We start from the raw sequence: 25,496 nt of genomic DNA, 5'->3' as shown, positions 1-25,496 counted from the left end.
GTCACCCCATGGACATGCAATCCCGTATCCGCCAGCTTTTCCTGGACAGCATCGAAACCAAGCGCCAGGCCATGGAAGTGCTGATCCCGCACATCGAACAGGCCAGCCAGGTGATGGTCCATGCCCTGCTCAGCGAGGGCAAGATCCTCTCCTGCGGCAACGGCGGCTCCGCCGGCGATGCCCAGCACTTCTCCTCCGAGCTGCTCAACCGCTTCGAGCGCGAACGCCCGAGCCTGCCGGCGGTAGCGCTGACCACCGACAGCTCGACCATCACCTCGATCGCCAACGACTACAGCTACAACGAGGTGTTCTCCAAGCAGATCCGCGCCCTCGGCCAGCCCGGCGACGTGCTGCTGGCGATCTCCACCAGCGGCAACTCCGGCAACGTGATCCAGGCCATCCAGGCCGCCCACGACCGCGAGATGACCGTGGTGGCGCTGACCGGCCGCGACGGCGGCGGCATGGCCTCGCTGCTGCTGCCCGAGGACGTCGAGATCCGCGTGCCGGCGCGCGTCACCGCGCGCATCCAGGAAGTCCACCTGCTGGCCATCCACTGCCTGTGCGACCTGATCGACCGTCAACTATTCGGGAGTGAAGAATGAAGCGTTCCCCCCTGCTCCTCGCCGCCCTCGGCCTGAGCCTGCTGCTGGCCGGCTGCGGCGCACGCAGCATCGGCAACAAGATCGACGACCAGTTCATCCCCGGACGGGTGGCCAGCGAGATCCGCAGCAGCCATGCCGACCTCAACGACACCACCTCCCACGTGGTGGTGACCAGCTACAATGGCGTGGTTCTGCTCGCCGGCCAGACGCCGCGCGCCGACCTGAAAGCCCTGGCCGAGCAGGCTGCCCGCCGCGCCCAGGGGGTGAAGCTGGTGCACAACCATCTGCAGGTCCTTCCGCCCTCCTCGCCGCTGGCACGCAGCACCGACGCCGCACTGACCACCCAGATCAAGACCGCCATGCTCGCCGACAACACCGTGCCGAGCACCAAGATCAAGGTGGTCACCGAGAACGGCATGGTCTACCTGCTCGGCCTGGTCACCCGCGCCGAGGCCAACCGCGCCACGGCCGTGGTCCAGGGCGTCGGCGGCGTGCAGGGCATCGTACGCCTGTTCGAGTACGTCGACTGAGCGGACAGCCAGCGACAAAAAAGGCGATCCGAGGATCGCCTTTTTTGTTTACCACGCAGTCTACTTGACCACCTTGAGGCTGGGCCGCCCGCTGGGACGCGGCGGCTCGTCGTCACCGGACGGCTCCTCGTCGAGCTCCTCGCCCTCCTCGGGTTCGTCCAGCTCGAAGGCCATGCCCTGGCCGTTCTCGCGAGCGTAGATGGCCAGCACAGCGGCGACCGGGACATACAGGCTCTGCGCCACACCGCCGAAGCGACCCTCGAAGGTCAGCGCCTCGCTGCCCATCTCCAGATAGCGCACCGCGCTGGGCGAGATGTTCAGCACGATCTGTCCATCCTTGGCGTAGCCCGCCGGTACGCGGGTATTGGGGTACTCGGCGGCGACCAGGATGTGCGGAGTGCAGTCGTTGTCGACGATCCACTCGTAGAGCGCACGCAGCAGATAGGGGCGACTGGAATTCATCATCGGGCTCCTCAGCGCATCGCGCGCTCGGTGGCAGTCAGGCTGGCCTGGAAGGCGGGGCGGGCGAACAGCCGCTCCATGTAGTCCAGCAGCGGTTTGGCCTGGCGCGGCAGCTCGATGCCGAGCAGCGGCAGACGCCAGAGAATCGGCAACAGGCAGCAGTCGACCATGCTGAACTCCTCGCTGAGGAAGAACGGCTGGCCGCCGAACAGCGCCGCTACGCCGGTCAGGCTCTCGCGCAGCTCCTTGCGCGCCTGCGCCCGGGCAGCTTCCGGCGTGCGCGCATCGAGCACGCGATCGACCAGAGTGCACCAGTCGCGCTGGATGCGGTGCATCAGCAGGCGGCTGTTGCCACGCGCCACCGGATACACCGGCAACAATGGCGGATGCGGATAGCGCTCGTCCAGATACTCCATCACCACGCCCGGCTCGTACAGGGCCAGGTCGCGATCGACCAGGGTCGGCAGACTCGCGTAGGGGTTGACCTCGGCCAGCTGCACCGGCAGTTGGCCGGGCAGCACCTCGATGATCTCGGCCTCCACGCCCTTCTCGGCGAGGACGATGCGCACCCGGTGCGAGTAGTGATCGGCGGGATCGGAATAGCAGGCCAGGCGATTGAGCGCAGCCATGGGCTCCCTCCAGTCAGGACATTTTCATGCGGCAGAAACACATGCGCGCCCCGGAGGGCGCGCATGCTTCAGACAGGAAAGGGTGCTCAGTGCACGTCTTTCCAGTACTCACGCTTGAGCAGGTAGGCGAACACGAAGAAGAACGCCAGGAACAGCAGCACGTAGGTACCGATACGCTGGCTTTCCAGCTTCACCGGGTTGGCCGAGTAGGCCAGGAAGCTGACCAGGTTCTTGACCTTCTCGTCGAACTCGGCCTCGCTCAGCTCGCCGGTCTTCGGCACGATGGTCAGCTGGTCGCAGCCTTCCTCGGTCACCGGGGTACCGGTCAGCGGATCGAACACCTTCTTGCCGTGCTCGACCACCTGGACCTGCTTGCAGCCGATGACCTGACGGCCTTGCAGGCTGCTCAGCACGTTGGGCATGCCGACGTTCGGGAACACCTTGTTGTTCACACCGTACGGACGCGCCGGATCTTCATAGAAGGTGCGCAGGTAGGTGTACAGCCAGTCGTTGCCACGCACGCGGGCCACCAGGGTCAGATCCGGCGGCGCGGCGCCGAACCAGACCTTGGCATCCTGCGGCTGCATGCCGGTCTTCATGTGGTCGCCGATCTTGGCGCCGGTGAAGACCAGGTTCTCCATCATCACCTGCTCGGGGATGCCGAGATCATTGGCTACGCGCTCGTAGCGCTGGAACTGGGCGCCGTGGCAACCCATGCAGTAGTTGGCGAAGGTACGCGCGCCATCCTGCAGAGCAGCCTTGTCAGTCAGGTCGACCTCGACCTTGTCCAGCGGGTATTCCAGAACGCCAGCGGCAAACGAAAAGGTCGGCAGCAGCGCAAGAATCAGTGCAGCAAATTGCTTTTTCATCAGCCAGTCACCCTTTCCGGAACCGGTTTGGTCTTCTCCATCCGGGTGTAGAACGGCATCAGGATGAAGAAAGCGAAGTACAGAATGGTGCAGACCTGGGACAGCAGGGTGCGGCCCGGGGTCGGCGACAGCACGCCCAGCACGCCGAGGATCACGAAGGACACGCAGAACACCAGCAGCCAGATCTTGCTCAGCCAGCCCTTGTAGCGCATCGAGCGCACCGGGCTGCGGTCCAGCCACGGCAGCACGAACAGTACGGCGATGGCCGCGCCCATGGCGATCACGCCGAGCAGCTTGTCCGGAACGGCGCGCAGGATGGCGTAGAACGGGGTGAAGTACCACACCGGGGCGATGTGCGCCGGGGTCTTGAACGGGTTCGCGGTCTCGAAGTTGGGCTTCTCGAGGAAGTAGCCGCCCATCTCCGGGAAGAAGAAGATCACGGTGCAGAACACGAACAGGAACACCACCACACCGACGATATCCTTGACGGTGTAGTACGGGTGGAACGGGATGCCGTCCAGCGGAATGCCGTTGGCGTCCTTCTTCTTCTTGATGTCGATGCCATCCGGGTTGTTCGAGCCCACTTCGTGCAGCGCGATGATGTGCATCACGACCAGGCCCAGAATGACGATCGGCAGGGCGATTACGTGCAGCGCGAAGAAGCGGTTCAGGGTGATGCCGGAGATCAGGTAGTCACCGCGGATCCACTGGGTCAGGTCGGCACCGATCACCGGGATCGCACCGAACAGGGAGATGATCACCTGGGCGCCCCAGTAGGACATCTGACCCCACGGCAGCAGGTAGCCCATGAAGGCTTCGGCCATCAGCGCCAGGTAGATCAGCATGCCGAAGATCCACACCAGCTCGCGCGGCTTCTGGTAGGAGCCGTACAGCAGGCCGCGGAACATGTGCAGGTACACCACCACGAAGAACGCCGAGGCGCCGGTGGAGTGCATGTAGCGCAGGATCCAGCCGTACTCCACATCACGCATGATGTATTCGACGGAGGCGAAGGCGCCTTCGGCGGAGGGCTCGAAGCTCATGGTCAGCCAGATACCGGTGAGGATCTGGTTGACCAGCACCAGCAGCGCCAGGGAGCCGAAGAAGTACCAGAAGTTGAAGTTCTTCGGAGCGTAGTACTTGCTCAGATGATCTTCCCACATCTTGGTGGCGGGGAAGCGGGCGTCCACCCATTCCATGAATTTGCTCATCAGGCTTTCTCCTGATCCACGCCGATGATGATGACGTCATCGGTCTCGAAGGAGTACGGCGGCACCGGCAGGTTCAGCGGCGCCGGCTGCGCCTTGTACACGCGGCCAGCCAGGTCGTAGCGGGAACCATGGCAGGGACAGAAATAGCCACCCACCCAGTCGGCACCCAGATCGGCCGGGGCGACTTCGGGACGGAAGGACGGCGCGCAGCCCAGGTGGGTGCACAGGCCTTCGACGACCAGCAGTTCTGGCTTGATCGAGCGAACCTTGGGGTCCACGTAGGTCGGTTGCACGGAGGCCTTGGACTCCGGATCCGCCATGGAGCCTTCGATCTTGACCAGGTTGGCCAGGATCTCGTCGGTGCGGCGAACGATGAACACCGGCTTGCCGCGCCATTCGGCAACGATCTGTTGCCCCGGCTCGATCTTGCCCACGTTCACCTTCACCGGAGCACCAGCGGCCTTGGCCTTGGCACTGGGGAACCATGACCCCACGAACGGGACCGCAGCACCGACAGCTCCCGCCGCCCCCACCACCGAAGTGGCGGCGACGAGGAACCGACGCCGGCCCACATTCACGCCGTCATTACTCATTCAGTCGTCTCCCATCAGCTTTCTGTGACCTGCCCGGGCAGGCACTCTAGTTAAAACCAGCTGCGCAAAAAATCCGCCAGATGGTAATGAAAAGCCCCTTTTCTGACAAGGCAATAACTGGCAACAAATACCGGCAAACCCTTGCAGCACAAGACTTTCCGGACTGCGACAGACTGTCGCAGACAAATCCGGCACATAAAAAAACGCCCAGATCCCTGGGGAATCTGGGCGTTCGCTGAAGCGTAGTCGATTAACGCTTCGAGTACTGCGGACGCTTGCGCGCCTTGCGCAGACCGATCTTCTTACGCTCGACCTCGCGGGCATCGCGAGTGACGTAGCCGGCCTTGCGCAGCGGGCTGCGCAGGGTCTCGTCGTACTCGATCAGTGCGCGGGTGATGCCATGGCGGATCGCACCGGCCTGACCGCTGACACCACCACCGGCGACGGTGACGTAGATGTCGAACTTTTCGGTGTTCTCGGTCAGCTCGAGCGGCTGACGAACCACCATGCGGGCGGTCTCGCGGCCGAAGAACTGCTCCAGGCTGCGGTTGTTGATCGAGATCTTGCCAGTACCCGGACGCAGGAATACACGCGCGGTAGCGGTCTTGCGACGGCCGGTGCCGTAGTTTTGAGTCGCCGACATATTGAGCCTACTCCGTTAAATCTTCAGTTCTTGGGGCTGCTGAGCGGTGTGCGGGTGGCTGGCACCGGCATAGACCTTCAGCTTGCGATACATGTCGCGACCCAGCGGGTTCTTCGGCAGCATGCCCTTGACGGCGGTCTCGATCACGCGCTCGGGAGCACGGGCGATCAGCTTCTCGAAGTTGATCGACTTGATGCCGCCCGGGAAACCGGAGTGATGGTAGTACATCTTGTCGGAGCTCTTGGCACCGGTGACACGCACCTGCTCGGCGTTGATCACGACGATGTAGTCGCCGGTATCCACGTGCGGGGTGTACTCGGGCTTGTGCTTGCCGCGCAGACGGCTGGCGATTTCAGTGGCAAGACGACCCAGGGTCTTGCCAGCAGCGTCGACAACGTACCAGTCGCGCTTGACGGTTTCCGGTTTCGCAGAGAAAGTTTTCATTGGTTATAGCCTCAGAGGCCGCCTGATAATCAAGCGGCGAATCTTACTGGACAGTACTTGCCTCTTTCAAGGCAACGGCAGCCTCTGCAGACACTAAATCGGGGGGGCTCGGGTCAGTGCGTCTGCTTCGGCAAAATCGGCAGGTTAGGCATTCCCGCCGAGCAGGACGGGCTAGGCATCCCCCGTCACGAAAGCTGGCGAATTTTACCGAGTTCGCCGAAAAACACAAGCCGCATTCTCCACATCTCAGCGCTGCCCGCGCGCCTGCTGGTACAGCGGCATGACCCGCGGAATCGCTGCGCGCAGATTGGCCATGCGGGTCGACGACGAGGGGTGGGTGCTCATGAACTCCGGCGGTGCTCCGTTGCCCGCCCGGGCCATCTTGTCCCACAGGGTCAGCGCCGCATTGGGGTCGTAGCCGGCACGCGCCGCCAGCTCCAGGCCGATCAGGTCGGCCTCGTTCTCGTTGCCGCGACTGTTGGGCAGGGTCATGCCGTACTGCACCGCGGCGTCGGCGAGCTGGCCACCGGCCTGGCCCAGGCCGAGCAGGGCCACCGCGGTCTGCTTGGCCAGCTCGGCGCCATAGGCCTTGGACATGGCCTCGCGGCTGTGCTCGCGCAGGGCATGGGAAATCTCGTGGCCGAGCACCGCCGCCAGCTCGTCATCGGTCAGGGCGAGCTTCTCGACCAGACCGCTGTAGACGATGATCTTGCCGCCCGGGCCGACGTTGGCGTTCAGCTCGTCGCTGCGGATCAGGGCGGTCTGCCAGTTCCAGCTGGCGGCGTCCGGACGGAACACCGGGGTCTGCGCGATCAGCCGGCGGGTGATGTTGTTCACCCGCTGCGCCAGGGCGCTGCTCTTGTCCAGCTTGCCGGCCGTGGCGGCATTGCTCAGGGTCTGCTGGTAGGACTTGGCGTACATCTGGTCCAGCTCCTGGCTGGACAGCATGGTGAACATGTACTGCTGGCGATTCACACCGACCGCTCCGCCGCTGGTGGTATTGACCGCCTGACAGCCGGCCAGCAGCAGCGCACCCGCCAGAGCGGCAAGACGAAAGACACGACTCATGCAAGGACACTCCCGAAAGCACAGGGGATTCATCGTAACACCGGCCCAGCATCAGACCAGCCTGGCGCAGCCGAGTTCACGCCGGAGTCAGACACTGCGGCCCCTCCTCCCGCGGGCTGTTGCCCAGCCCGGCGAGCAGCCGCTCGCGCAGCGGCAGCGGCGGCGCCGCCAGCAGCGCCTGCAGGTCCTCCGGCGCGGCTGCCGGGTCCAGCCACAACGCCTCGCCGGCGGCATCCAGCAGCAGCGGCCGGCGCTGCTGCCCGGCCGCCACGGTGACCACCGCGGCGCTCAGATAAACCCGCTCGCCGACCGGATAGGCTTCCCACAGCGCCGCCAGCGACAGCAGCGGCTGCTCCGCACTCATCCAGAACGGCCGGCGACGCGGCCCTCGCCACTCGTAGAAGCCGTTGGCCGGCAGCAGGCCGCGGCGGCTGGCGAAGGCCTCGCGGAACAGCGGCTGCTCGGCCAGGGTTTCCGCGCGGGCCTGGGCCGGGGCGCGCGACAGATCGCGCAGCCAGGCCGGCGTCAGCCCCCAGTGCACCTGCGCCGCCACACGCCGGCCAGCCTCGGCGCGCAGCAGCAGCACCTGCTGACCCGGGGCGATGTTCCAGCGCGGCTCGAGGCGCTCGGGAAAGCCGGGCAGCGCGGCGAGCGTCGGCGGCCAGCGAAACAGGGCAAAACGTCCGCACATGGGAAAGGAGCTACCTGCAGCAGAAGAGGGTCAGCACAACAGCACATCCGGCAGACTGCCGGACGCATCCTCGAGCGGCGGCTCGCCCGCCAGGGGCTGCGCGGCATTGTACGCGGCAATCAGCGCCCGCGCCCGCGGCGCATCCGCATCCTCCACGCCGATCGCCAGCAGGCCGGCCACCGGCAGCTCGCCCAGCGCCCCCAGCAGGTGCTGACCGAACAGGTGGGCGCGGATGCCCTCGCTGGCCAGCATGGCGACCAGCAGTTCGCCCTCGCCCAGGTTCACCGGCTCGTGAATCCGCTGCATCAGTCGCCCTCCCGGCGCAGCTCCAGGGTCCAGCGGACCCCGTCGGTATGCAACTCGAAGACGATCGGCTGGCAGCACACCGCGCAATCCTCGACGTAGCACTGGTCGCCGCCCGACAGGTCGAGCAGCGCCTCGCCCGGCTCGCCACACCAGGGACATTCGTAGGGCTCGCTCTGCAGCATCCACGTCCCTCCATGCTCTTCGTTTATAATTGTCGCCCCACCCGGCGGAAGTTCCAGTTGCCGCCCTCACCGATTCCCTGGTCAAGAGACACCAATGGGCGAGTTCGAAGCCATCCGACCCTATGCCGACGCGGAAGTGCGTCCCGTCCTCGAGCGCCTGCTCGCCGACGAGGCCTTCCTCTCCACCCTCACCCATTACCGCTTCCCGCGCCTGGCCGGGCCACTCGGCTGGCTGCTGCGGCCAGTCCTCGCCCACTATCTGCGCCGCGAGATCCAGGGTGTGGACAGCGTCGCCGCCCTGCAGACGCGCATCGAGCCCTACGTCGACCGCAGCATCGAGAAGGCCAGCGACGGCATCAGCTACTCGGGCCTGGAGAACCTGCACAAGGGCCGCGCCTACCTGTTCCTCAGCAACCACCGCGACATCGTGATGGACCCGGCGTTCGTCAACTACGCGCTGTACCATGCCGCGCACCCCACCCCGCGCCTGGCCATCGGCGACAACCTGCTGCAGAAGCCCTTCGTCAGCGACCTGATGCGCCTGAACAAGAGCTTCATCGTGCACCGTTCGATCAGCGGCCGACGCGAGAAGCTGGCGGCCTTCCAGACCCTGTCCGCCTACATCAACCACTCGATCCGCGACGAGCAGGCCTCGATCTGGATCGCCCAGGCCGAGGGCCGCGCCAAGGACGGCGACGACCGCACCGATTCGGCGATCCTCAAGATGTTCCACATGAGCCGCAAGGACGAGGAATTCGCCGCGGTGATGGCCGACCTGCACCTGGTGCCGATCTCGATCAGCTACGAGTACGACCCCTGCGACCTGGCCAAGGCCCGCGAGCTGTACATCCGCGCCAGCACCGGCAGCTACAGCAAGGCGCCGGGCGAGGACGACGCCAGCATCGCCCAGGGCATCACCGGCCACAAGGGCCGGGTGCACCTGCACTTCTGCAACGAGATACGGACCCCGGACAACGACGCCAGGCAACTGGCCCAGCGCATCGACGGCGAGATCCTCGGCCACTACCGGCTGTTCCCGGTCAACTACCTGGCCTACGCCATGTGGGAGGAGCGCGATGCGCAGTTGGCGGTGCCGGCGGCCGGCGAGCTGTTCGACGCCGCCGAACTGGCACGCGCCCAGGCCGAATGGCAGCGCCGCCTGGACGCCTGCCCGGCCGAGCAGCGCCCGTACCTGGTCATGCAGTACGCCAACCCGGTGCGCAACCAGTACCGCAGCCGCGCCGGAGCGCTGTAAGGGAGGAAGCGGCGCGCCCCAGGCGCGCCGCAGGCTTCAGAGCGCGGCCTGCAGGCCGGTGCTCAGCCAGGACAGCCCCAGCGCCGCCGCCAGGCAGGCGCTGCCGAAGGCGTAGAAGAAGCGGTTCAGACGGGCGACCTGGACATCCCCCGCCAGCGCATCCGCCGTCATCCCGGACAGCTCGCCCTCGAGCAGCGGGCGCGCCTGCGCGCGCTGCTCGCGCAGCCGGGTGGCCAGCAGCAGCCAGCCACCGGCCAGCGCGAGGAACAGCGCCAGACCGTTGACCACCTGCGCCGGATAGCTCTGGCACAACGACCACAACACCTGCAACGACATCCACGACCTCCCGCACAGAAGAGTTGGCAATCGGGCGCTGCGCGCCCTCTTCGGTGACGGCAGCCGCAGCAAACGCCGCAGTCTACTCCCTCGCCCCCGCCCCGCTCAGCGCCTTTCCGACCGGCGCACCGACCGCCGGGCAGAAAAAAGGCGGTGGCAATGCCACCGCCTTTTTTCGTCTGCCGCTCAGCTCACTGGTTGTTGAGCAACTGGCCGATGGTCGGATCCTTGAACACCCGGGTCAGCGCATCGCTGAGCACGTCGCTGACCAGCTTGGTGTTGGTCTGCTGGTTGGGCGCCATGCCGAAGCGCTGGTTGAGGGTCGCGCCGTAGCGGCCGCTGTAGCGGCGCACGCTGTTCTGCACATCGGCGCGGATGGTGGCGCTGATGTTGGCCTCGGTGACGTAGCTGCCATCCTTCGGCGACTGGTACTTCATGTCGGTCACGGTCAGGGTCAGCTGCGGCGCATTGTAGGCATTGGGCGTCGGGGTGAAGCCGAGCAGGCGCACGGCGGCCTCGGCCTGGCCCTGCAGCTTGGGCAGCAGATCCTGGCTGGCCACGCTGATCGCACTGGTCTCCGGATACAGGCCGCCGCGGGTGCCGAGCACCGGCGAGGGACGACCGTCGACCACGCGCACCACCACCGGCTGGCCCTGGCCGACCGGGTTGAGCTGGGCGGTGACCATCGGTTGCAGGCTCAGGTGTTGCGGGCTGTGGGCACAGCCGGCCAGGGTCAGGCTGGCAGCGGCGAACAGGCCAAGCAGCAGGCGGGGCAGCATGTCGATCTCTCCGGGAGTTGGACGGGAAATGCGCGGCAGTATACCCAGCCGCGGCGGCGGCGGAAACGACGAGGGCGCCGCCGGCGCCCTCCTCTACTCGATCACGGCTTGTGCGGCCGGCTGAGGAACTCGTGGGACTGCATCTCCAGCAGGCGGCTGAGGGTACGCTGGAACTCGAACTCCAGGCGACCGCCGGTGTACAGGTCCTTGAGCTCGACCTCGGCGGAGATGATCAGCTTGACGTTGCGGTCGTAGAACTCGTCCACCAGGTTGATGAAGCGGCGGGCGATGTCGTCCTTGGTGACGTTCATCTGCTCGACGTTGGCCAGCAGCACCGCGCCGTAGATCTTGCCCAGCTCGATGTAGTCGTTCTGGCTGCGCGGGCCGTCGCACAGCTCGCGGAACTCGAACCAGGCGACGTCGTTGGCGGTCTTGCGCGCGCGGATCTCGCGGTTCTCGATCAGCAGCACCTCGTTCTCCACCACGTGGCAGTTCTCGGTGAGCAGGCTCTGGAAGCTGCGGCTCAGGCTCTCTTCGGCCTCGGCGTCCAGCGGGAAGTGGTACAGCTCGGCCTGCTCGAGGGCGCGCAGACGGTAGTCGATGCCGCTGTCGACGTTGACGATCTCGGTGTGCTCCTTGAGCAGGGCGATCGCCGGCAGGAAGCGCGCGCGCTGCAGGCCGTCGCGGTACAGGCCGTCGGGCACGATGTTGGAGGTGGCCACCAGGCTGACGCCGTTCTTGAACAGCTCCTCGAGCAGGGTGGCGAGGATCATGGCGTCGGTGATGTCGGAGACGAAGAACTCGTCGAAGCAGATCACCCGCGCCTCGTCGGCGAAGCGCCTGGCGATGATGGTCAGCGGGTTCTTCTCGCCCTTGAGGGTCTTCATCTCCTCGTGCACGCGCTTCATGAAACGGTGGAAGTGCGTGCGCATCTTCTGCTTGAACGGCAGCGCGTCGAAGAAGGTGTCGACCAGGTAGGTCTTGCCGCGGCCCACGCCGCCCCAGAAGTAGATGCCCTTGATCGGCCCCTGCGGCTTCTTGCGGCCGAACAGCTTGCCCAGCAACCCGGAGTCCTGCTGACCGCCATTGACCAGGTCGTCGTACAGGCGCTGCAGGTGACGCACGGCGTTTTCCTGCGCGGCATCGTGGAAGAAGTCGGGACGTTTCAGATCGGCCTGGTAGCGTTCGAGCGGAGTCATGGCGGCGTCGGGTTAGGCAAACGGGGTCGACACTTTAGCGGCGGCCTCGGCGGTTGGCAATTTACTCGGAGCGTTCAGCACGGACGCCCTCTTGCGGGGACCGAAGGCAGGCAGGCGCCTCCCCCGGGCGTAGCGGTTGCGCCCGGCGGCAGGCTGCCGCCGGGCGGATGCACGGCTCAGGCGTCCTGCGGCGCCAGCGCCTCGGCCAGGCGCGCCATGGCGGCCTCGCGCTCGGCACCCTCGACGAAGGCCGGGCTGTGCGCCACCGGCGCGTCGTCCAGCCACAGGGCAAACCCTTCGCCCTCGGCGCGCAGGTCCAGCTCGCCGGCCTGCAGGCGCTTGCTCGCCGCGCCGGCGCTCTTGCCGTCGGCGAAGCTCACCGAGAGCAGCAGCTGGCTGCCGTCGGCGTCCAGCAGGCGGAAGCGGAAGCTGCCGTCGTCGTCGCGGAAGCTGACGAAGCGGGCGCCCTTGGCGGCCTTCTTCTTCGCCCCGCCGGCCACCTGCACCTCGTTGCGGAACGAGCGCAGCCCCACCGCCTCGCGCAGCTCGCCGAGGAACGGCGTGGCGACCTTGCGCGCCTTGGCGGCGCCGGCCAGCAGGATGTCCTCGAGATCGGCCGGGCGGGCGATCAGCGCGTTGTAGCGCTCGCGGGCCTCGCCCAGCTCGCCCTCCAGCAGCTCGCTCAGGCGCTGCTTGGCCTCGCCCCAGGCCAGGCCGCCTTCCAGCGCGGCGCGAAACTCGGCGCTCTGCGCGGGCGTGGCGAACGCCTGGTAGAGGGTGAACAGATGCGAGCCCTCGGCATCCTTGGGTTCGCCCGGCAGCTTCGAGTCGGTGACGATGCGCGCCACCGCTTCGCGGAGCTGCTTGCTGGTGCCGAACAGCGGGATGGTGTTGTCGTAGCTCTTGCTCATCTTGCGCCCGTCGAGGCCCGGCAGGGTCGCCACGCTCTCCTCGATCAGCGCCTCGGGCAGGGTGAACAGCTCGCGGCCGTTGCCGAACAGGTGGTTGAAGCGCTGGCCGATGTCGCGCGCCATCTCCACGTGCTGGATCTGGTCGCGGCCGACCGGCACCTGGTGGGCGTTGAACATCAGGATGTCGGCGGCCATCAGCACCGGATAGCTGAACAGGCCCATGGTCACCCCGGCGTCCGGGTCCTCGCCCTTGGCCACGTTCTGGTCGACCGCGGCCTTGTAGGCGTGGGCGCGGTTGAGCAGGCCCTTGCCCGCCACGCAGGTGAGCAGCCAGGTCAGCTCGGGAATCTCGGGGATGTCCGACTGGCGGTAGAAGGTCACCCGCTCCGGGTCCAGGCCGCAGGCCAGCCAGGTGGCGGCGATCTCCAGGCGCGAGCGCTGGATGCGCTGCGGGTCGTCGCACTTGATCAGCGCGTGGTAGTCGGCGAGGAAGTAGAAGGAGTCCACGTTGTCCGCGCGGCTGGCGATGATCGCCGGGCGGATGGCACCGGCGTAGTTGCCCAGGTGCGGGGTGCCGGTGGTGGTGATGCCGGTGAGGATACGGGTGGTCATGGTCGATCGCTTGTCGTGCTGCATCAGGATTGGAGGCGCGGCAGGACCAGTGCTTTCAGCTCGGTCAGCCGGCCGTGGAAGAAGTGCCCGCATTCTGCCACTTCGAGCAGCTCGTGGGGACGCGAAAGCTGCGCCGACCAGGCATGCACGGCCGCCGGCTCGACCACCTCGTCGCTCGCAGGCTGGATCACCGTCAGCGCGCCCTGCCGGGGCAGCCGGCCATCCACGGCGAAACGCATCACCGGCGGCGCCAGCATGAACAGCCGTTCGACGGCGACGCCCTGCGCTTCCAGACGCCCGCCCAGACAGGCCGCCACGCAGGCGCCGAAGGAAAAGCCCATCAGGGTCAGCGGCAGGCCGGGGTGCCTGGCCAGCAGCCAGCGTGCGGCGGCCTCGGCGTCGTCGATCTCGCCTTCGCCGTGGGCGTGCTCGCCCACGCTCTGGCCGACGCCGCGAAAGTTGAAGCGCAGGGTGGCGTAGCCGGCGTCGCGCGCCGTGCGCTGCAGGGTGGCCACCACCTTGTTGAGCATGCTGCCGGCGTGCAGCGGGTGCGGATGGCAGATCAGCGCCACACCGCGGGCCTCGGGATGATCGAGATGGAGGGCCTCGAGGGCGCCGCAGGGCCCGTCGAGCAGCAGGGGAATTTCGGTCAAAGACACAGGGACTCCGTGACCCCGCCGCGCGGGGACTCGTCTAGCATTGCACCGCCGGCGCTATACAGCGCAGGCACAAGCCGTTAACGTAATGCAAATCCCGTCTATAGAGGAAGGATTCGTGGAACAGTCATTCGCTGCCTGGCTGCTGCCAGCCCTGGCCCTGGTCGTCGGTGTGGCCATCGGTTTCCTGCTGGCCCGCCTGCTGCCCGGCGCCGCCCCCGGGGGCGTCCAGCACAAGCTGGACGAGATGCAGGAGCGCTTCGAGAGCTACCAGAGCGAAGTGGTCAGCCACTTCAACACCACCGCCAGCCTGATGCAGAAGCTCACCCAGAACTACCAGGACATCCAGTCGCACCTCTCCGAGGGCGCCAACCGCCTGGCCCTCGACGAGCTGACCCGCCAGCGCCTGCTGGCCGCCCTCAGCGAGTCCGCCCAGCCGGCCCGCGAGCGCATCGCCAGCGTCGCCAGCACCGAGCCGCCGAAGGATTACGCCCCCGGCCACTCCGGCGTGCTGAGCGACGAGGAAGTGCTGAAGAAGGCCTGACCCCGGCGTCAACGAGCAGCCCCGCCCAGGCGGGGCTTCTTTTTGCCTGCCGAAAACAGCAAGGCCCCGGCAGTTGCCGGGGCCTTGCTGTTTCAGTCTGCCGGGATCAGATCGCGCCGCGCGAACGCAGCAGCGCCAGCACCTGCCTGACCCCCTCCTCCACCGGAGTGGACTGGGTGTCGATCACCAGGTCGGCATCCAGCGGCACGTCGTAGGCGAACGACTCGCCGGGGATGTTGTCCTCGCCGGCGGCGTACAGCCCCTGCGGATCGCGCTCGCGGCAGGCCTGCGGCGAAGCCTGCACGTAGACGGTGATCAAACGCTCGGCACCGACGATGGCCCGGGCCTGCTCGCGGCCCTCGGCGTCCGGGGCGACGAAGGCCGCCAGGGTCAACAGGCCCGCCTCGTTGAACTGCCGGGCCACCTGGGCGGCGCGGCGCCAGTTCTCGGCGCGGCCGGCACGATCCAGCGGCAGGCCCTTGTTGAGGTCGTGGCGCAGGCTCTGGCCGTCCAGCACGTAGACCGCGCGGCCGCTGTCGAACAGCTTGCGCTCGACGGCGTAGGCCAGGGTGCTCTTGCCGGCGCCGGAGAGGCCGGAGAACAGCACGGTGGCCGGCAGCTGGCCGAAGCGCGCGGCACGCTCCTCGGCGCTGACGTGGGCCAGGCGGCCGTGGTGGCCGACGGTGTTCTGCCCGGCCAGCGGCTCGGCGATGATCATGCCGGCGCCGACGGTGCCGTTGGTCAGGCGGTCGATGACGATGAACGCGCCGGTGGTGCGGTTGTGCGCGTAGCCGTCGAGGGCGATGGGCGCATCCAGGCTGACGCGCACCTTGCCGATCTCGTTGAGCTTCAGCTCGCTGGCCGGCAGCTGCTCGAGGCTGTTGACATCGACGCGGTGCTCGATGGCGGCGATGTTGCCCGGCACGTAGCTGGTGGCGCGCTTGATGTCGTACTTCTTGCCCGGCAGCATCGGCTCCTCGGCCATCCACACCAGCATGGCGTCGAAGCTGTCGGTGACCTGCGGGCGGTTGTCGGCGTGCACCAGCATGTCGCCGCGCGACACGTCGATCTCGTCTTCCAGGGTCAGGGTCACCGCCTGGCCGGGGATCGCCTGCTCCAGCTCACCGTCGAAGGTGACGATGGACTTGACCTTGCTGGTCTTGCCCGACGGCAGCACGGCGACCTCGTCGCCCTTGTGCACGATGCCGCTGGCCAGAGTGCCGGCGAAGCCACGGAAGTTCAGGTTCGGCCGGTTGACGTACTGCACCGGGAAGCGCATGTCGGTCAGGTTGCGGTCGGCGGCGATCTCGACGGTCTCGAGGATCTCCATCAGCGTCGGCCCCTGGTACCAGGGCGCGCGCTCGCTCTTGTTGACCACGTTCTCGCCCTTGAGCGCCGACATCGGCACGAAGTGCAACGAGCTGGGCTTGAGGTTGATGCGCTCGGCGAACTGCAGGTAGTCGGCCTTGATCGCCTCGAACACGCCCTGGTCGAAGTCCATCAGGTCCATCTTGTTGACGGCGACCACGATATGCCTGATGCCCAGCAGGGAGGCGATGAAGCTGTGCCGGCGGGTCTGGGTCTGCACGCCGTAGCGGGCGTCGATCAGGATGATCGCCAGGTCGCAGGTCGAGGCGCCGGTGGCCATGTTGCGGGTGTACTGCTCATGCCCCGGGGTGTCGGCGATGATGAACTTGCGCTTGGCGGTGGAGAAGTAGCGGTAGGCCACGTCGATGGTGATGCCCTGCTCGCGCTCGGCCTGCAGGCCGTCGACCAGCAGCGCCAGGTCGACCTCGTCGCCGGTGGTGCCGACCTTCTTGGAGTCGCGGGTGATCGCCTCGAGATGGTCCTCGTAGATCATCTTGGAGTCGTGCAGCAGGCGGCCGATCAGGGTGCTCTTGCCGTCGTCGACGTTGCCGCAGGTCAGGAAACGCAGCAGTTCCTTGCGCTCGTGCTGGGCCAGGTAGGCGAGGATGTCCTCGCTGATCAGTTCGGATTGGTGCGACATGATGCGGAAACCTTAGAAGTAGCCCTGACGTTTCTTTTCTTCCATGGAGCCGGCGCCATCGTGGTCGATGACGCGGCCCTGGCGTTCGGAAGTGCGGGTCAGGAGCATTTCCTGGATGATCTCGGGCAGGGTGGCGGCGGTGGACTCCACGGCGCCGGTCAGCGGGTAGCAGCCGAGGGTACGGAAGCGCACCATCTTCTTCTGGATGCGCGCCTTCTCCTCATCGCTGAGATGCTCGAGGATGCGCTCGTCGTCGATCATGATCAGGGTGCCGTTCTTCTCGATCACCTCGCGCTCGGCGGCGAAGTACAGCGGCACGATCGGGATGCCTTCCAGGTAGATGTACTGCCAGATGTCCAGCTCGGTCCAGTTGGACAGCGGGAACACGCGGATCGACTCGCCCTTCTTGACCTTGCCGTTGTAGACGTTCCACAGCTCGGGACGCTGGTTCTTCGGGTCCCAACGGTGCTTGCTGTCGCGGAACGAGTAGACGCGCTCCTTGGCGCGCGACTTCTCCTCGTCGCGGCGCGCACCGCCGAAGGCGGCGTCGAAGCCGTACTTGTCGAGCGCCTGCTTGAGACCCTCGGTCTTCATGATGTCGGTGTGCTTGGCGCTGCCGTGGGTGAACGGGTTGATGCCCTGCGCCACGCCTTCCGGGTTGACGTGGGTGATCAGGTCCAGGCCCATCTCCGCAACCATCTTGTCGCGGAAGGCATACATCTCCCGGAACTTCCACTGGGTGTCGACGTGCATCACCGGGAACGGCAGCTTGCCGGGGAAGAACGCCTTGCGCGCCAGATGCAGCATCACGGCGGAATCCTTGCCGATCGAGTACAGCATCACCGGGTTGTCGAACTCGGCGGCCACCTCGCGGATGATGTGGATGCTTTCCGCCTCCAGCTGTTTCAGATGCGTCAGTTTGTCGACCATGGCTACTCACAAAGGACAAGAGCGGCCTACGGGCCGCGGACGTTGGCGCACGATACCATGCTGTCCCGCTTCTAATAAGGCGCCAGCATAGACCCAATCATTCTATAAATATGCCCAACCGTTGCCGGTCAGACCGGGTTGTCGCAGTCGACGAAACGGTGCTCGACGCCGAAACGACTGGCGATCCACTCGCCCAGCGCCTGCACGCCGTAGCGCTCGGTGGCGTGATGACCGGCGGCGAGGAAGCTGATGCCGTTCTCCCGCGCACTGTGCACGGTCGACTCGGACACCTCGCCGGTCAGGTAGGCATCCACGCCGGCGGCGATCGCCTGCTCGATGTAGCCCTGCGCCGCGCCGGTGCACCAGCCGACCCGGCGGATCGGCCGCGTGCCGGCGACCAGCAGCGGCTCGCGGCCCAGCGCCTGCGCGACACGGGCGGCGAACTCGGCGGGCGCCAGCGGCTCGGCCAGGCTGCCGAGCAGCCCCACCGAGCGCGGATTGCCCGGCTCCAGCGGCCCCTCGACGCTCAGGCCGAGACGGCGGGCGAGCTGCACGTTGTTGCCCAGCTCGGGATGCAGGTCCAGCGGCAGGTGGTAGGCGAGCAGGCTGATGTCGTGGCTCAGCAGGGTCTTCAGGCGGCGCTGCTTCATGCCGACCACGCAGGGATTCTCGCTCTTCCAGAAGTAGCCGTGGTGCACCAGCACCAGGTCGGCGCCCCACGCCACCGCCGCATCCAGCAAGGCCTGGCTGGCGGTCACCCCGCTGACGATGCGGCGCACCTCGGCCCGCCCCTCGACCTGCAGGCCGTTGGGGCAGTAGTCGCTGATGCGCGCGGCATCCAGATGGCGGTCGATCTCGGCGACCAGGGTATTGAGGGCAATGGCCATAGTGATGCTCCGTAACAGTTGGCGACTGCGCCTGGCGCGCCGGCCTCGTATAATGCCGGCCACCTTAATGGCCGCCCCCGGCCCCCGCAACCCCAAGGATTCCCCGATGTACAAGGCGCTGCGCTTTCTCGGCTGGCCGGTGATCGCCGGCCTGCTGCTGGCCCTGCTGCTGATCCAGCTGTTCCCGCAGTGGGTCGGCCGCGACCGCCAGGATCTCGAGCTGCGCCAGGCGCCGGCCATCGGCCTGCCGGCACTCGGCCCGGTGTCCTACAGCGATGCCGTGGAGCTGGCCGCACCGGCGGTGGCCAACCTGTACACCACCAAGGTGGTCGACAAGCCCAGCCATCCGCTGTTTGACGACCCGCAGTTCCGCCGCTTCTTCGGCGACAACCTGCCGCGCCAGCGGCGCATGGAGTCGAGCCTGGGCTCGGCGGTGATCATGAGCCCGAAGGGCTACCTGCTGACCAACAACCATGTGGTCGCCGGCGCCGACCAGATCGTGGTGGCGCTCAAGGACGGCCGCGAGACTCTGGCTCGGGTGGTCGGCAGCGATCCGGAGACCGACCTCGCCGTACTCAAGATCGACCTGGCCGAGCTGCCGGCGATCACCCTCGGCCGCTCCGACGAGATCCGCATCGGCGACGTCGCCCTGGCCATCGGCAACCCGTTCGGCGTCGGCCAGACGGTGACCATGGGCATCATCAGCGCCACCGGACGCAACCAGCTAGGTCTCAACACCTACGAGGACTTCATCCAGACCGACGCGGCGATCAACCCGGGCAACTCCGGCGGCGCGCTGGTCGACGCCCACGGCAACCTGATCGGCATCAACACGGCGATCTTCTCCCGCTCCGGCGGCTCGCAGGGCATCGGCTTCGCCATCCCCACCAAGCTGGCCCAGGAAGTGATGGAGGCGATCATCGCCCACGGCCAGGTGATCCGCGGCTGGCTGGGCCTCGAGGTGCAGCCGCTGACCGCCGAACTGGCCGAGTCCATCGGCCTGCAGGGCCAGGGCGGCATCATCGTCGCCGGCATCTACCGCGACAGTCCGGCGCTGCGCGCCGGCCTGCAGCCGGGCGACGTGATCCTCGCCATCGACGGCGAACCGGCCAGCGACGGCCGCCGGGCGATGAACCAGGTGGCACGCAAGCGCCCGGGCGAAACCCTGCGCATCAGCGTGGTGCGCGGCGGCGAGCGTCACGAACTGCAGGCCGAGGTCGGCCTGCGTCCACCGGCGAGCAGCTGAGATCCCCGAAACGACGACGGCGCCCGCGGGCGCCGTCGTCGTTCATCCTGCCGCGCTCACTGCACCAGCGGCGTCAGCGCTTCCTGCAGCGCCATGTTCTGCTCGGCGGTGCCGATGGTGATGCGCAGGAACTGGTCGATGCGCGCCTGCCGGAAGTGGCGGACGATCACCCCCTGCTCGCGCAGGGCCGCGGCCAGGGTGGCGGCATCGTGGCGCGGGTGGCGGGCGAACACGAAGTTGGCGGCCGACGGCAGCACCTCGAAACCGAGGCCCTCCAGCTCGCTGACCAGTTGCTCGCGGCTGGCGATCACCGCCTGGCAGGTCTGCTCGAAGTAGTCCTGGTCCTCGAAGGCCGCCACAGCGCCGGCCAGCGCCAGGCGATCCAGCGGGTAGGAGTTGAAGCTGTTCTTGATCCGCTCCAGCGCCTCGATCAGATCCGGATGACCGACCGCCAGGCCGACGCGCAGGCCGGCCAGCGAGCGCGACTTGGACAGGGTCTGGGTGACCAGCAGGTTGGGATACTGGTCGACCAGGCTGATCGCGCTCTCGCCGCCGAAGTCGACGTAGGCCTCGTCGACCACCACCACCGACTCGGCGTTCGCCTCCAGCAGGCGGCGGATCGCGGCGAGCGGCAGCAGGCAGCCGGTCGGCGCGTTGGGATTGGGGAAGATGATCCCGCCGTTGGGCCGCGCGTAGTCGTCGACATTGATGCGGAAGCGCCCGTCCAGCGGCACGGCCTCGAAGGGAATGCCGTACAGGCCGCAGTACACCGGATAGAAGCTGTAGGTGACGTCGGGGAACAGCAGCGGCCTGCCGTGCTGGAACAGGCCGTGGAACACGTGGGCCAGCACCTCGTCGGAGCCGTTGCCGAGGAACACCTGGCCCGGCTGCACGCCGTAGTAGTCGGCAACGGCCTGCTTGAGGCGCTCGCCGCTGGGATCGGGGTACAGGCGCAGGCTGTCGTCCAGCTCGGCGCGGATCGCCTCGAGCACCTTCGGCGACGGGCCGTAGGGATTCTCGTTGGTGTTGAGCTTGACCAGTCTGGCCAGCTTGGGCTGCTCGCCCGGCACGTAGGGCACCAGGTCCTTGACGAAGGGGCTCCAGAATTTGCTCACGCCCTTCTCTCCTCGAATTCGATCTGCTTGGCGTAGGGTGGAAAACCGCGCAGCGTTTTCCACCGAGTGACGTCGGGTGGAAAAGGCCGACGGCCGTTTTCCACCCTGCGGCTTACTTGATGCGGTACTCGGCGCTGCGCGCGTGGGCGGTCAGCGACTCGCCGCGCGCCAGCACCGAGGCGGTCTTGCCCAGCGCGGAAGCGCCCTCGGCCGAACAGAAGATGATCGACGAGCGCTTCTGGAAGTCGTAGACCCCCAGCGGCGAGGAGAAGCGCGCGGTGCCGGAGGTCGGCAGCACGTGGTTGGGGCCGGCGCAGTAGTCGCCCAGCGCTTCCGCGGTGTAGCGGCCCATGAAGATCGCGCCGGCGTGGCGGATCTGCGGCAGCCACTGCTGCGGGTCGGCCACCGACAGTTCGAGGTGCTCGGGAGCGATGCGGTTGGCCACGGCGATGGCCTGCGCCATGTCGGCGACCTGGATCAGCGCGCCGCGGCCTTCCAGCGAGGTGCGGATGATCTCGGCGCGTTCCATGGTCGGCAGCAGCCTGGCGATGCTCTCGGCCACCCGGTCGAGGAAGGCGGCATCCGGGCTGACCAGGATCGACTGGGCGTCCTCGTCGTGCTCGGCCTGGGAGAACAGGTCCATGGCGATCCAGTCCGGATCGGTCTGGCCGTCGCAGACCACGAGGATCTCCGAGGGACCGGCGATCATGTCGATGCCGCACTGGCCGAACACGTGGCGCTTGGCGGTGGCCACGTAGATGTTGCCCGGGCCAACGATCTTGTCCACCTGCGGCACGCTCTCGGTGCCGTAGGCCAGCGCGGCCACGGCCTGGGCGCCGCCGATGGTGAACACGCGGTCGACGCCGGCCACGCAGGCGGCGGCCAGCACCAGCTCGTTGAGTTCGCCGCGCGGGGTCGGCACCACCATCACCACTTCGGCGACGCCGGCGACCTTGGCCGGAATGGCGTTCATCAGCACCGAGGACGGGTAGGCGGCCTTGCCGCCTGGCACGTACAGGCCGGCGCGGTCCAGCGGAGTGACCTGCTGGCCGAGCACGGTGCCGTCGGCCTCGGTGTAGGTCCAGGAGTCCTGCTTCTGCCGCTCGTGGTACAGGCGCACGCGCTCGGCGGCCTTTTCCAGCGCCTCGCGCTGCTCGGCGCTGATGCGGGTCAGCGCCAGCTCCAGGCGCTCGCGCGGCAGGATCAGTTCGGCCATCGCGGTGGCCTCGACACCGTCGAAGCGCCGGGTGAACTCCACCACCGCCGCATCGCCGCGCTCGCGCACGCCCTTGATGATCTCCAGCACGCGCTGGTTGACCGCATCGTCGGACACGCTTTCCCAGCTCAGCAGATGATCCAGGTGGCGGGCGAACTGGGGATCGGCGGCGTCGAGTCGGCGGATGGCGAACGGTGCGGTCATAACGGGCCTCATGATTGGCAGATTCGGGCGCCGCTAGATTATCAGGCCTTCCGCGCGGGCACCCGGCAATTGTGGCTATGACGCGGATAGACGATCGCGACCGGCGGTCGCAGGACTTGCGCAGGAGACCGACAGTCGCAACCGGCCTCCTGCGCCCGCATCAGGCGCTCTGGCGGGCAGCCACGGCCTGGCGCAGGGTATCGATCAGCGCCTGGATGCGCGCATGCTGCATCTTCATCGACGCCTTGTTGACCACCAGCCGCGAGGTCACGTGGCAGATCAGCTCCTGGGGCTCCAGACCGTTGGCACGCAGGGTGTTGCCGGTGTCGACCACGTCGATGATCTTGTCGGCCAGGCCCACCAGCGGCGCCAGCTCCATGGAGCCGTAGAGCTTGATGATGTCGACCTGACGGCCCTGCTCGGCGTAGTAGCGCTTGGCCACGTTGACGAACTTGGTGGCCACGCGCAGGCGCCCGGAAGGCTCCGGCGCGCCGACCTTGCCGGCGGTCATCAGCTTGCAGCGGGCGATCTGCAGATCCAGCGGCTCGTAGAGGCCCTGGCCGCCGTACTCGAGCAGCACGTCCTTGCCGGCCACGCCGAGATCGGCGGCGCCGTGCTCGACGTAGGTCGGCACGTCGGTGGCGCGCACGATCAGCAGGCGCACGTCTTCCTGGGTGGTCGGGATGATCAGCTTGCGGCTCTTGTCCGGATTCTCGGTCGGCACTATGCCGGCCGCGGCGAGCAGCGGCAGGGTGTCGTCGAGGATGCGGCCCTTGGACAGCGCGATGGTCAGCATGACTTGCCCCTAGCCCGGCACGCGACGGATCTTGGCGCCGAGGAGCTGCAGCTTCTCCTCGATGCACTCGTAGCCGCGGTCGATGTGGTAGATGCGGTCGATCAGGGTATCGCCATCGGCGACCAGGGCGGCGATCACCAGGCTGGCCGAGGCGCGCAGGTCGGTGGCCATCACCGGTGCGGCCTTCAGGCGCGGCACGCCGGTGACGATGGCGGTGTTGCCCTCGATCTGGATCTGCGCCCCCATGCGCTGCATCTCCAGCACGTGCATGAAGCGGTTCTCGAAGATGGTCTCGATCACCGTGCCGGTGCCCTCGGCCACCGCATTCATGGCGATGAACTGCGCCTGCATGTCGGTGGGGAACGCCGGGTAGGGCGCGGTGCGGATGTTGACCGCCTTCGGCCGCTTGCCCTTCATGTCCAGCTCGATCCAGTCGTCGCCGGTGGTGATCTCGGCGCCGGCTTCCTGCAGCTTGAGCAGCACGGCCTCGAGGATGGTCGGATCGGTGTCCTTGAGCTTGACCCGGCCGCGGCTGGCGGCGGCCGCCACCAGGAAGGTGCCGGTCTCGATGCGGTCGGGCATCACCGCGTAGCTGGCGCCGCCCAGGCGCTCGACGCCGTCGACGGTGATGGTCGAGGTGCCGGCACCCTGGATCTTCGCGCCCATGGCGATCAGCATGTTGGCCAGATCGACCACCTCAGGCTCGCGCGCGGCGTTCTCGAGCACGCTGCGGCCGTTGGCCAGGGTGGCGGCCATCAGGATGTTCTCGGTGCCGGTGACGCTGACGGTGTCGAAGCAGAAGTGCGCGCCGCGCAGGCCGCCCTCGGGAGCGCGGGCCTTGATGTAGCCGCCCTCGACGTCGATGACCGCACCCATGGCCTCGAGGCCGCGGATGTGCAGGTCGACCGGACGGGTGCCGATGGCGCAGCCGCCGGGCAGGGCCACCTCGGCCTGGCCGAAGCGGGCGACCATCGGGCCGAGCACCAGGATCGAGGCGCGCATGGTCTTGACCAGCTCGTAGGGCGCCACCAGGGTCTTGATGGTGGTGGCGTCGACCTCGACGTCGAGCTTCTCGTTGATCACCGGCTGCACGCCCATGCGACCGAACAGCTCGATCATGGTGGTGATGTCGTGCAGGTGCGGCAGGTTGCGCACGGTGACCGGCTCGTCGGCCAGCAGGGTGGCGGCGAGGATCGGCAGGGCCGAGTTCTTCGCGCCGGAGATGCGGATCTCCCCGTCGAGCGGGGCACCACCGGTAATGATCAGTTTGTCCATGGGGTATCTCGGGCGGGGCGCTCAGGCGCGCTCGGCCCAGGCGGCCTGGGAGAAGAATTTCATGGTCACGGCGTGGATGCTGCCATTGGCGATCCAGTCGTTGAGGTGGGCGTAGACCTGCTGCTGGCGCTTGACCGGGCTGAGGCCGGCCAGCTCGTCGCTGATCAGGTTCAGCTGGAAGTCGCAGCCCTGGCCTTCGACCACCACGGTGGTGCCGGGCAGGTTTTCTTCAAGATGGCGTTTGACGTCTTCGGCCTGCATAACTCAACCTCGCTTGGGGACCGGCATGGGAGCCGGCCATCATACAAAAAAGCCCTTGGCCTGCGAACCCTGCGCCCGCCCGCTCAGCCGGCGAGCGGCAGCAGCTCGAGCACCCCGTAGACCTCGGCGATCTGCCGCATGTCCTCGGGCAGGTTGCGGATCTGCAGGGTCTTGCCGGTCGCCCGGGCATCGCGCAGCAGGCACAGCAGCAGCGAGAGGCCGACGCTGCTGCTGTGGGTGATGCCGGCACAGTCGATCCAGACGCGGCCGGCCGGGCTGTCGGCCAGCAGGCGGCGGCCGGCGGCGCGCAGCTCGCTGCCCACGTGCATGTCGATCACGCCGTCCAGGGCCAGCCCGTCCGGCGGCACCGCCCGCAGCGCGCCCGGACTCACTGCTGGTCGCCCTTGACGTTGACGGACTCCTGGGCGCGCGCCACGGCGTCGCCCCAGGTGGAGATGACCTTGTCCAGATCGTTGCCGTTGCTGCGCATCGACTCGGCGAACTGGTCGCGGAACAGCTTGCCGATGTTGATGCCGTTGATGATCACGTTGCGCACCTTCCAGGCACCGTCCTTCTGCTCCAGGGTGTAGGTCACCGGGTAGATGGCGCCCGTGCGGCCGACCACCTCCATGTTCACCGAGGCGCGCCCCGGCTCGCGGGACGCCACCGCCGGCAGCATGCGGATCTCCTGGTTGTCGTACTCGAGCAGGGCGCCGCCGTAGAACTTCACCAGGCTGCGCTTGAAGTTGTCGACGAAGGCCTGCATCTGCTGCGGCGAGGCCTGGCGGCTGTAGCGCACGGTCATCACCCCGCGGGCGAAGCCGTCGAAGTCGACCACCGGACCGAGAATGCCGTCGAGGGCCTGGTAGAAGGCCTCCGGGTCCTGCTTGAACTGCTCGCGCTTGCTGTTCAGCTCGCCCAGCACCTTGTCCGTGGTGGCCTGCACCACCTGTTGCGGAGTGGCGGCGGCATGGCCGGCGAAGGGCAGGCAGGCCAGCAGCACCAGCAGGCTGCGTCGCAGGATCTTGAGCATGAC

31 protein-coding genes are annotated in these 25,496 nt (G+C 67.3%); 5 read left to right on the top strand and 26 right to left on the bottom strand.

The annotated features are described in order from the left end of the window. Window positions 1–8 precede the first annotated feature (8 nt). Window positions 9–602, top strand: coding sequence for a phosphoheptose isomerase (locus RA210_RS01615; protein ID WP_136488227.1), 594 nt, complete (start codon window positions 9–11; stop codon window positions 600–602). Then, complete coding sequence (locus RA210_RS01610) at window positions 599–1,132, top strand: BON domain-containing protein (RefSeq protein WP_136488228.1); 534 nt, start codon at window positions 599–601, stop codon at window positions 1,130–1,132. Before RA210_RS01615 ends, RA210_RS01610 begins: the two co-directional genes overlap by 4 nt. Window positions 1,133–1,192: 60 nt before the next feature. Here RA210_RS01610 and RA210_RS01605 read toward each other — a convergent pair whose 3' ends face one another. The 11 genes from RA210_RS01605 to RA210_RS01555 form a co-directional block, all read right to left on the bottom strand. After that, the gene (locus RA210_RS01605) at window positions 1,193–1,594 is read right to left on the bottom strand and encodes a ClpXP protease specificity-enhancing factor (protein ID WP_136488229.1); all 402 of its coding nucleotides are present in this window, start codon (window positions 1,592–1,594) and stop codon (window positions 1,193–1,195) included. A gap of 11 nt (window positions 1,595–1,605) precedes the next feature. Continuing rightward, window positions 1,606–2,223, bottom strand: coding sequence for a glutathione S-transferase N-terminal domain-containing protein (locus RA210_RS01600; protein WP_136488230.1), 618 nt, complete (start codon window positions 2,221–2,223; stop codon window positions 1,606–1,608). A gap of 86 nt (window positions 2,224–2,309) precedes the next feature. Next, window positions 2,310–3,092, bottom strand: a complete 783-nt coding sequence (locus RA210_RS01595; protein WP_136488231.1) for a cytochrome c1 — start codon at window positions 3,090–3,092, stop codon at window positions 2,310–2,312. After that, window positions 3,092–4,303, bottom strand: coding sequence for a cytochrome b (locus tag RA210_RS01590; RefSeq protein WP_136488232.1), 1,212 nt, complete (start codon window positions 4,301–4,303; stop codon window positions 3,092–3,094). Before RA210_RS01590 ends, RA210_RS01595 begins: the two co-directional genes overlap by 1 nt. Continuing rightward, a complete protein-coding gene (petA, locus tag RA210_RS01585) occupies window positions 4,303–4,896 on the bottom strand; it encodes a ubiquinol-cytochrome c reductase iron-sulfur subunit (protein ID WP_136488233.1) in 594 nt (197 codons plus the stop codon). The genes RA210_RS01590 and petA overlap by 1 nt, the downstream gene beginning before the upstream one ends. 250 nt (window positions 4,897–5,146) lie before the next feature. Then, a complete protein-coding gene (gene rpsI, locus RA210_RS01580; protein WP_136488234.1) occupies window positions 5,147–5,539 on the bottom strand; it encodes a 30S ribosomal protein S9 in 393 nt (130 codons plus the stop codon). Between the two features lie 15 nt (window positions 5,540–5,554). After that, window positions 5,555–5,983: a 50S ribosomal protein L13 gene (rplM, locus tag RA210_RS01575; RefSeq protein ID WP_090211330.1), complete on the bottom strand. Its 429-nt coding sequence runs from the start codon at window positions 5,981–5,983 to the stop codon at window positions 5,555–5,557. 246 nt (window positions 5,984–6,229) lie between these two features. Further along, window positions 6,230–7,051, bottom strand: a complete 822-nt coding sequence (locus RA210_RS01570; RefSeq protein WP_136488235.1) for a M48 family metallopeptidase — start codon at window positions 7,049–7,051, stop codon at window positions 6,230–6,232. Between the two features lie 76 nt (window positions 7,052–7,127). After that, window positions 7,128–7,742: an SOS response-associated peptidase gene (locus RA210_RS01565; RefSeq protein ID WP_201485169.1), complete on the bottom strand. Its 615-nt coding sequence runs from the start codon at window positions 7,740–7,742 to the stop codon at window positions 7,128–7,130. A 30-nt stretch (window positions 7,743–7,772) separates the two neighbouring features. After that, window positions 7,773–8,048 carry a putative signal transducing protein gene (locus RA210_RS01560; RefSeq protein ID WP_136488237.1) on the bottom strand — a complete coding sequence of 92 codons (276 nt, stop codon included), beginning with the start codon at window positions 8,046–8,048 and terminating at the stop codon, window positions 7,773–7,775. Next, on the bottom strand, window positions 8,048–8,230 hold the full coding sequence (locus tag RA210_RS01555) for a CPXCG motif-containing cysteine-rich protein (protein ID WP_136488238.1): 183 nt from the start codon (window positions 8,228–8,230) through the stop codon (window positions 8,048–8,050). The genes RA210_RS01560 and RA210_RS01555 overlap by 1 nt, the downstream gene beginning before the upstream one ends. Window positions 8,231–8,324: 94 nt before the next feature. Here RA210_RS01555 and RA210_RS01550 point away from each other — a divergent pair, with 94 nt between their 5' ends. Continuing rightward, entirely contained in the window at window positions 8,325–9,485 is a 1,161-nt protein-coding gene (locus RA210_RS01550) for a 1-acyl-sn-glycerol-3-phosphate acyltransferase (RefSeq protein ID WP_201485168.1), read from the top strand. Window positions 9,486–9,521: 36 nt separating this feature from the next. Here the strand turns inward: RA210_RS01550 and RA210_RS01545 are convergent, their stop codons facing one another. The 5 genes from RA210_RS01545 to RA210_RS01525 all read right to left on the bottom strand — a co-directional run bounded on the left by RA210_RS01545 (window position 9,522) and on the right by RA210_RS01525 (window position 13,981). After that, window positions 9,522–9,821: a hypothetical protein gene (locus RA210_RS01545; protein WP_136488240.1), complete on the bottom strand. Its 300-nt coding sequence runs from the start codon at window positions 9,819–9,821 to the stop codon at window positions 9,522–9,524. Between the two features lie 191 nt (window positions 9,822–10,012). Further along, window positions 10,013–10,600 carry a YajG family lipoprotein gene (locus tag RA210_RS01540; protein WP_136488241.1) on the bottom strand — a complete coding sequence of 196 codons (588 nt, stop codon included), beginning with the start codon at window positions 10,598–10,600 and terminating at the stop codon, window positions 10,013–10,015. Between the two features lie 101 nt (window positions 10,601–10,701). Further along, the gene (zapE, locus tag RA210_RS01535; RefSeq protein ID WP_136488242.1) at window positions 10,702–11,799 is read right to left on the bottom strand and encodes a cell division protein ZapE; all 1,098 of its coding nucleotides are present in this window, start codon (window positions 11,797–11,799) and stop codon (window positions 10,702–10,704) included. A 176-nt stretch (window positions 11,800–11,975) separates the two neighbouring features. Then, window positions 11,976–13,322 carry a tryptophan--tRNA ligase gene (locus RA210_RS01530; RefSeq protein ID WP_201485167.1) on the bottom strand — a complete coding sequence of 449 codons (1,347 nt, stop codon included), beginning with the start codon at window positions 13,320–13,322 and terminating at the stop codon, window positions 11,976–11,978. A gap of 23 nt (window positions 13,323–13,345) precedes the next feature. Next, complete coding sequence (locus RA210_RS01525) at window positions 13,346–13,981, bottom strand: alpha/beta hydrolase (RefSeq protein ID WP_136488244.1); 636 nt, start codon at window positions 13,979–13,981, stop codon at window positions 13,346–13,348. 115 nt (window positions 13,982–14,096) lie between these two features. On the opposite strand from RA210_RS01525, the gene RA210_RS01520 reads away from it, so the two are divergent. Then, entirely contained in the window at window positions 14,097–14,522 is a 426-nt protein-coding gene (locus RA210_RS01520; protein ID WP_136488245.1) for a YhcB family protein, read from the top strand. Window positions 14,523–14,628: 106 nt separating this feature from the next. On the opposite strand, the gene cysN is transcribed toward RA210_RS01520, so the two are convergent. The 3 genes from cysN to RA210_RS01505 form a co-directional block, all read right to left on the bottom strand. Beyond that, window positions 14,629–16,530, bottom strand: a complete 1,902-nt coding sequence (gene cysN, locus RA210_RS01515; RefSeq protein ID WP_201485166.1) for a sulfate adenylyltransferase subunit CysN — start codon at window positions 16,528–16,530, stop codon at window positions 14,629–14,631. Between the two features lie 12 nt (window positions 16,531–16,542). After that, the gene (gene cysD / locus RA210_RS01510) at window positions 16,543–17,460 is read right to left on the bottom strand and encodes a sulfate adenylyltransferase subunit CysD (RefSeq protein WP_201485165.1); all 918 of its coding nucleotides are present in this window, start codon (window positions 17,458–17,460) and stop codon (window positions 16,543–16,545) included. Window positions 17,461–17,588: 128 nt separating this feature from the next. Then, entirely contained in the window at window positions 17,589–18,347 is a 759-nt protein-coding gene (locus RA210_RS01505; protein WP_201485164.1) for a Nif3-like dinuclear metal center hexameric protein, read from the bottom strand. Window positions 18,348–18,453: 106 nt separating this feature from the next. On the opposite strand from RA210_RS01505, the gene algW reads away from it, so the two are divergent. Further along, window positions 18,454–19,593: a Do family serine endopeptidase AlgW gene (gene algW, locus RA210_RS01500; RefSeq protein ID WP_201485163.1), complete on the top strand. Its 1,140-nt coding sequence runs from the start codon at window positions 18,454–18,456 to the stop codon at window positions 19,591–19,593. Between the two features lie 56 nt (window positions 19,594–19,649). Here algW and hisC read toward each other — a convergent pair whose 3' ends face one another. From hisC to RA210_RS01465, 7 genes are all read right to left on the bottom strand, one after another. Continuing rightward, window positions 19,650–20,708, bottom strand: a complete 1,059-nt coding sequence (hisC, locus tag RA210_RS01495; protein ID WP_136488250.1) for a histidinol-phosphate transaminase — start codon at window positions 20,706–20,708, stop codon at window positions 19,650–19,652. A gap of 112 nt (window positions 20,709–20,820) precedes the next feature. Beyond that, window positions 20,821–22,128 carry a histidinol dehydrogenase gene (hisD, locus tag RA210_RS01490; protein ID WP_201485162.1) on the bottom strand — a complete coding sequence of 436 codons (1,308 nt, stop codon included), beginning with the start codon at window positions 22,126–22,128 and terminating at the stop codon, window positions 20,821–20,823. A 160-nt stretch (window positions 22,129–22,288) separates the two neighbouring features. Then, window positions 22,289–22,924, bottom strand: coding sequence for an ATP phosphoribosyltransferase (gene hisG / locus RA210_RS01485; RefSeq protein WP_136488252.1), 636 nt, complete (start codon window positions 22,922–22,924; stop codon window positions 22,289–22,291). 9 nt (window positions 22,925–22,933) lie between these two features. Next, window positions 22,934–24,199: a UDP-N-acetylglucosamine 1-carboxyvinyltransferase gene (murA, locus tag RA210_RS01480; RefSeq protein WP_136488253.1), complete on the bottom strand. Its 1,266-nt coding sequence runs from the start codon at window positions 24,197–24,199 to the stop codon at window positions 22,934–22,936. 21 nt (window positions 24,200–24,220) lie between these two features. Next, window positions 24,221–24,460, bottom strand: a complete 240-nt coding sequence (locus tag RA210_RS01475) for a BolA family protein (RefSeq protein ID WP_136488254.1) — start codon at window positions 24,458–24,460, stop codon at window positions 24,221–24,223. An 83-nt stretch (window positions 24,461–24,543) separates the two neighbouring features. Next, window positions 24,544–24,852 (bottom strand): STAS domain-containing protein, encoded by a 309-nt coding sequence (locus RA210_RS01470; RefSeq protein WP_256658931.1) that lies wholly within the window; start codon window positions 24,850–24,852, stop codon window positions 24,544–24,546. Then, complete coding sequence (locus tag RA210_RS01465) at window positions 24,849–25,493, bottom strand: MlaC/ttg2D family ABC transporter substrate-binding protein (protein WP_201485161.1); 645 nt, start codon at window positions 25,491–25,493, stop codon at window positions 24,849–24,851. Before RA210_RS01465 ends, RA210_RS01470 begins: the two co-directional genes overlap by 4 nt. Window positions 25,494–25,496: the final 3 nt, after the last annotated feature.

The organism is Pseudomonas sp. OF001, assembly GCF_904426495.1.
Lineage (GTDB): Bacteria > Pseudomonadota > Gammaproteobacteria > Pseudomonadales > Pseudomonadaceae > Geopseudomonas.
This window is presented reverse-complemented; position numbering and strand designations above follow the sequence as displayed.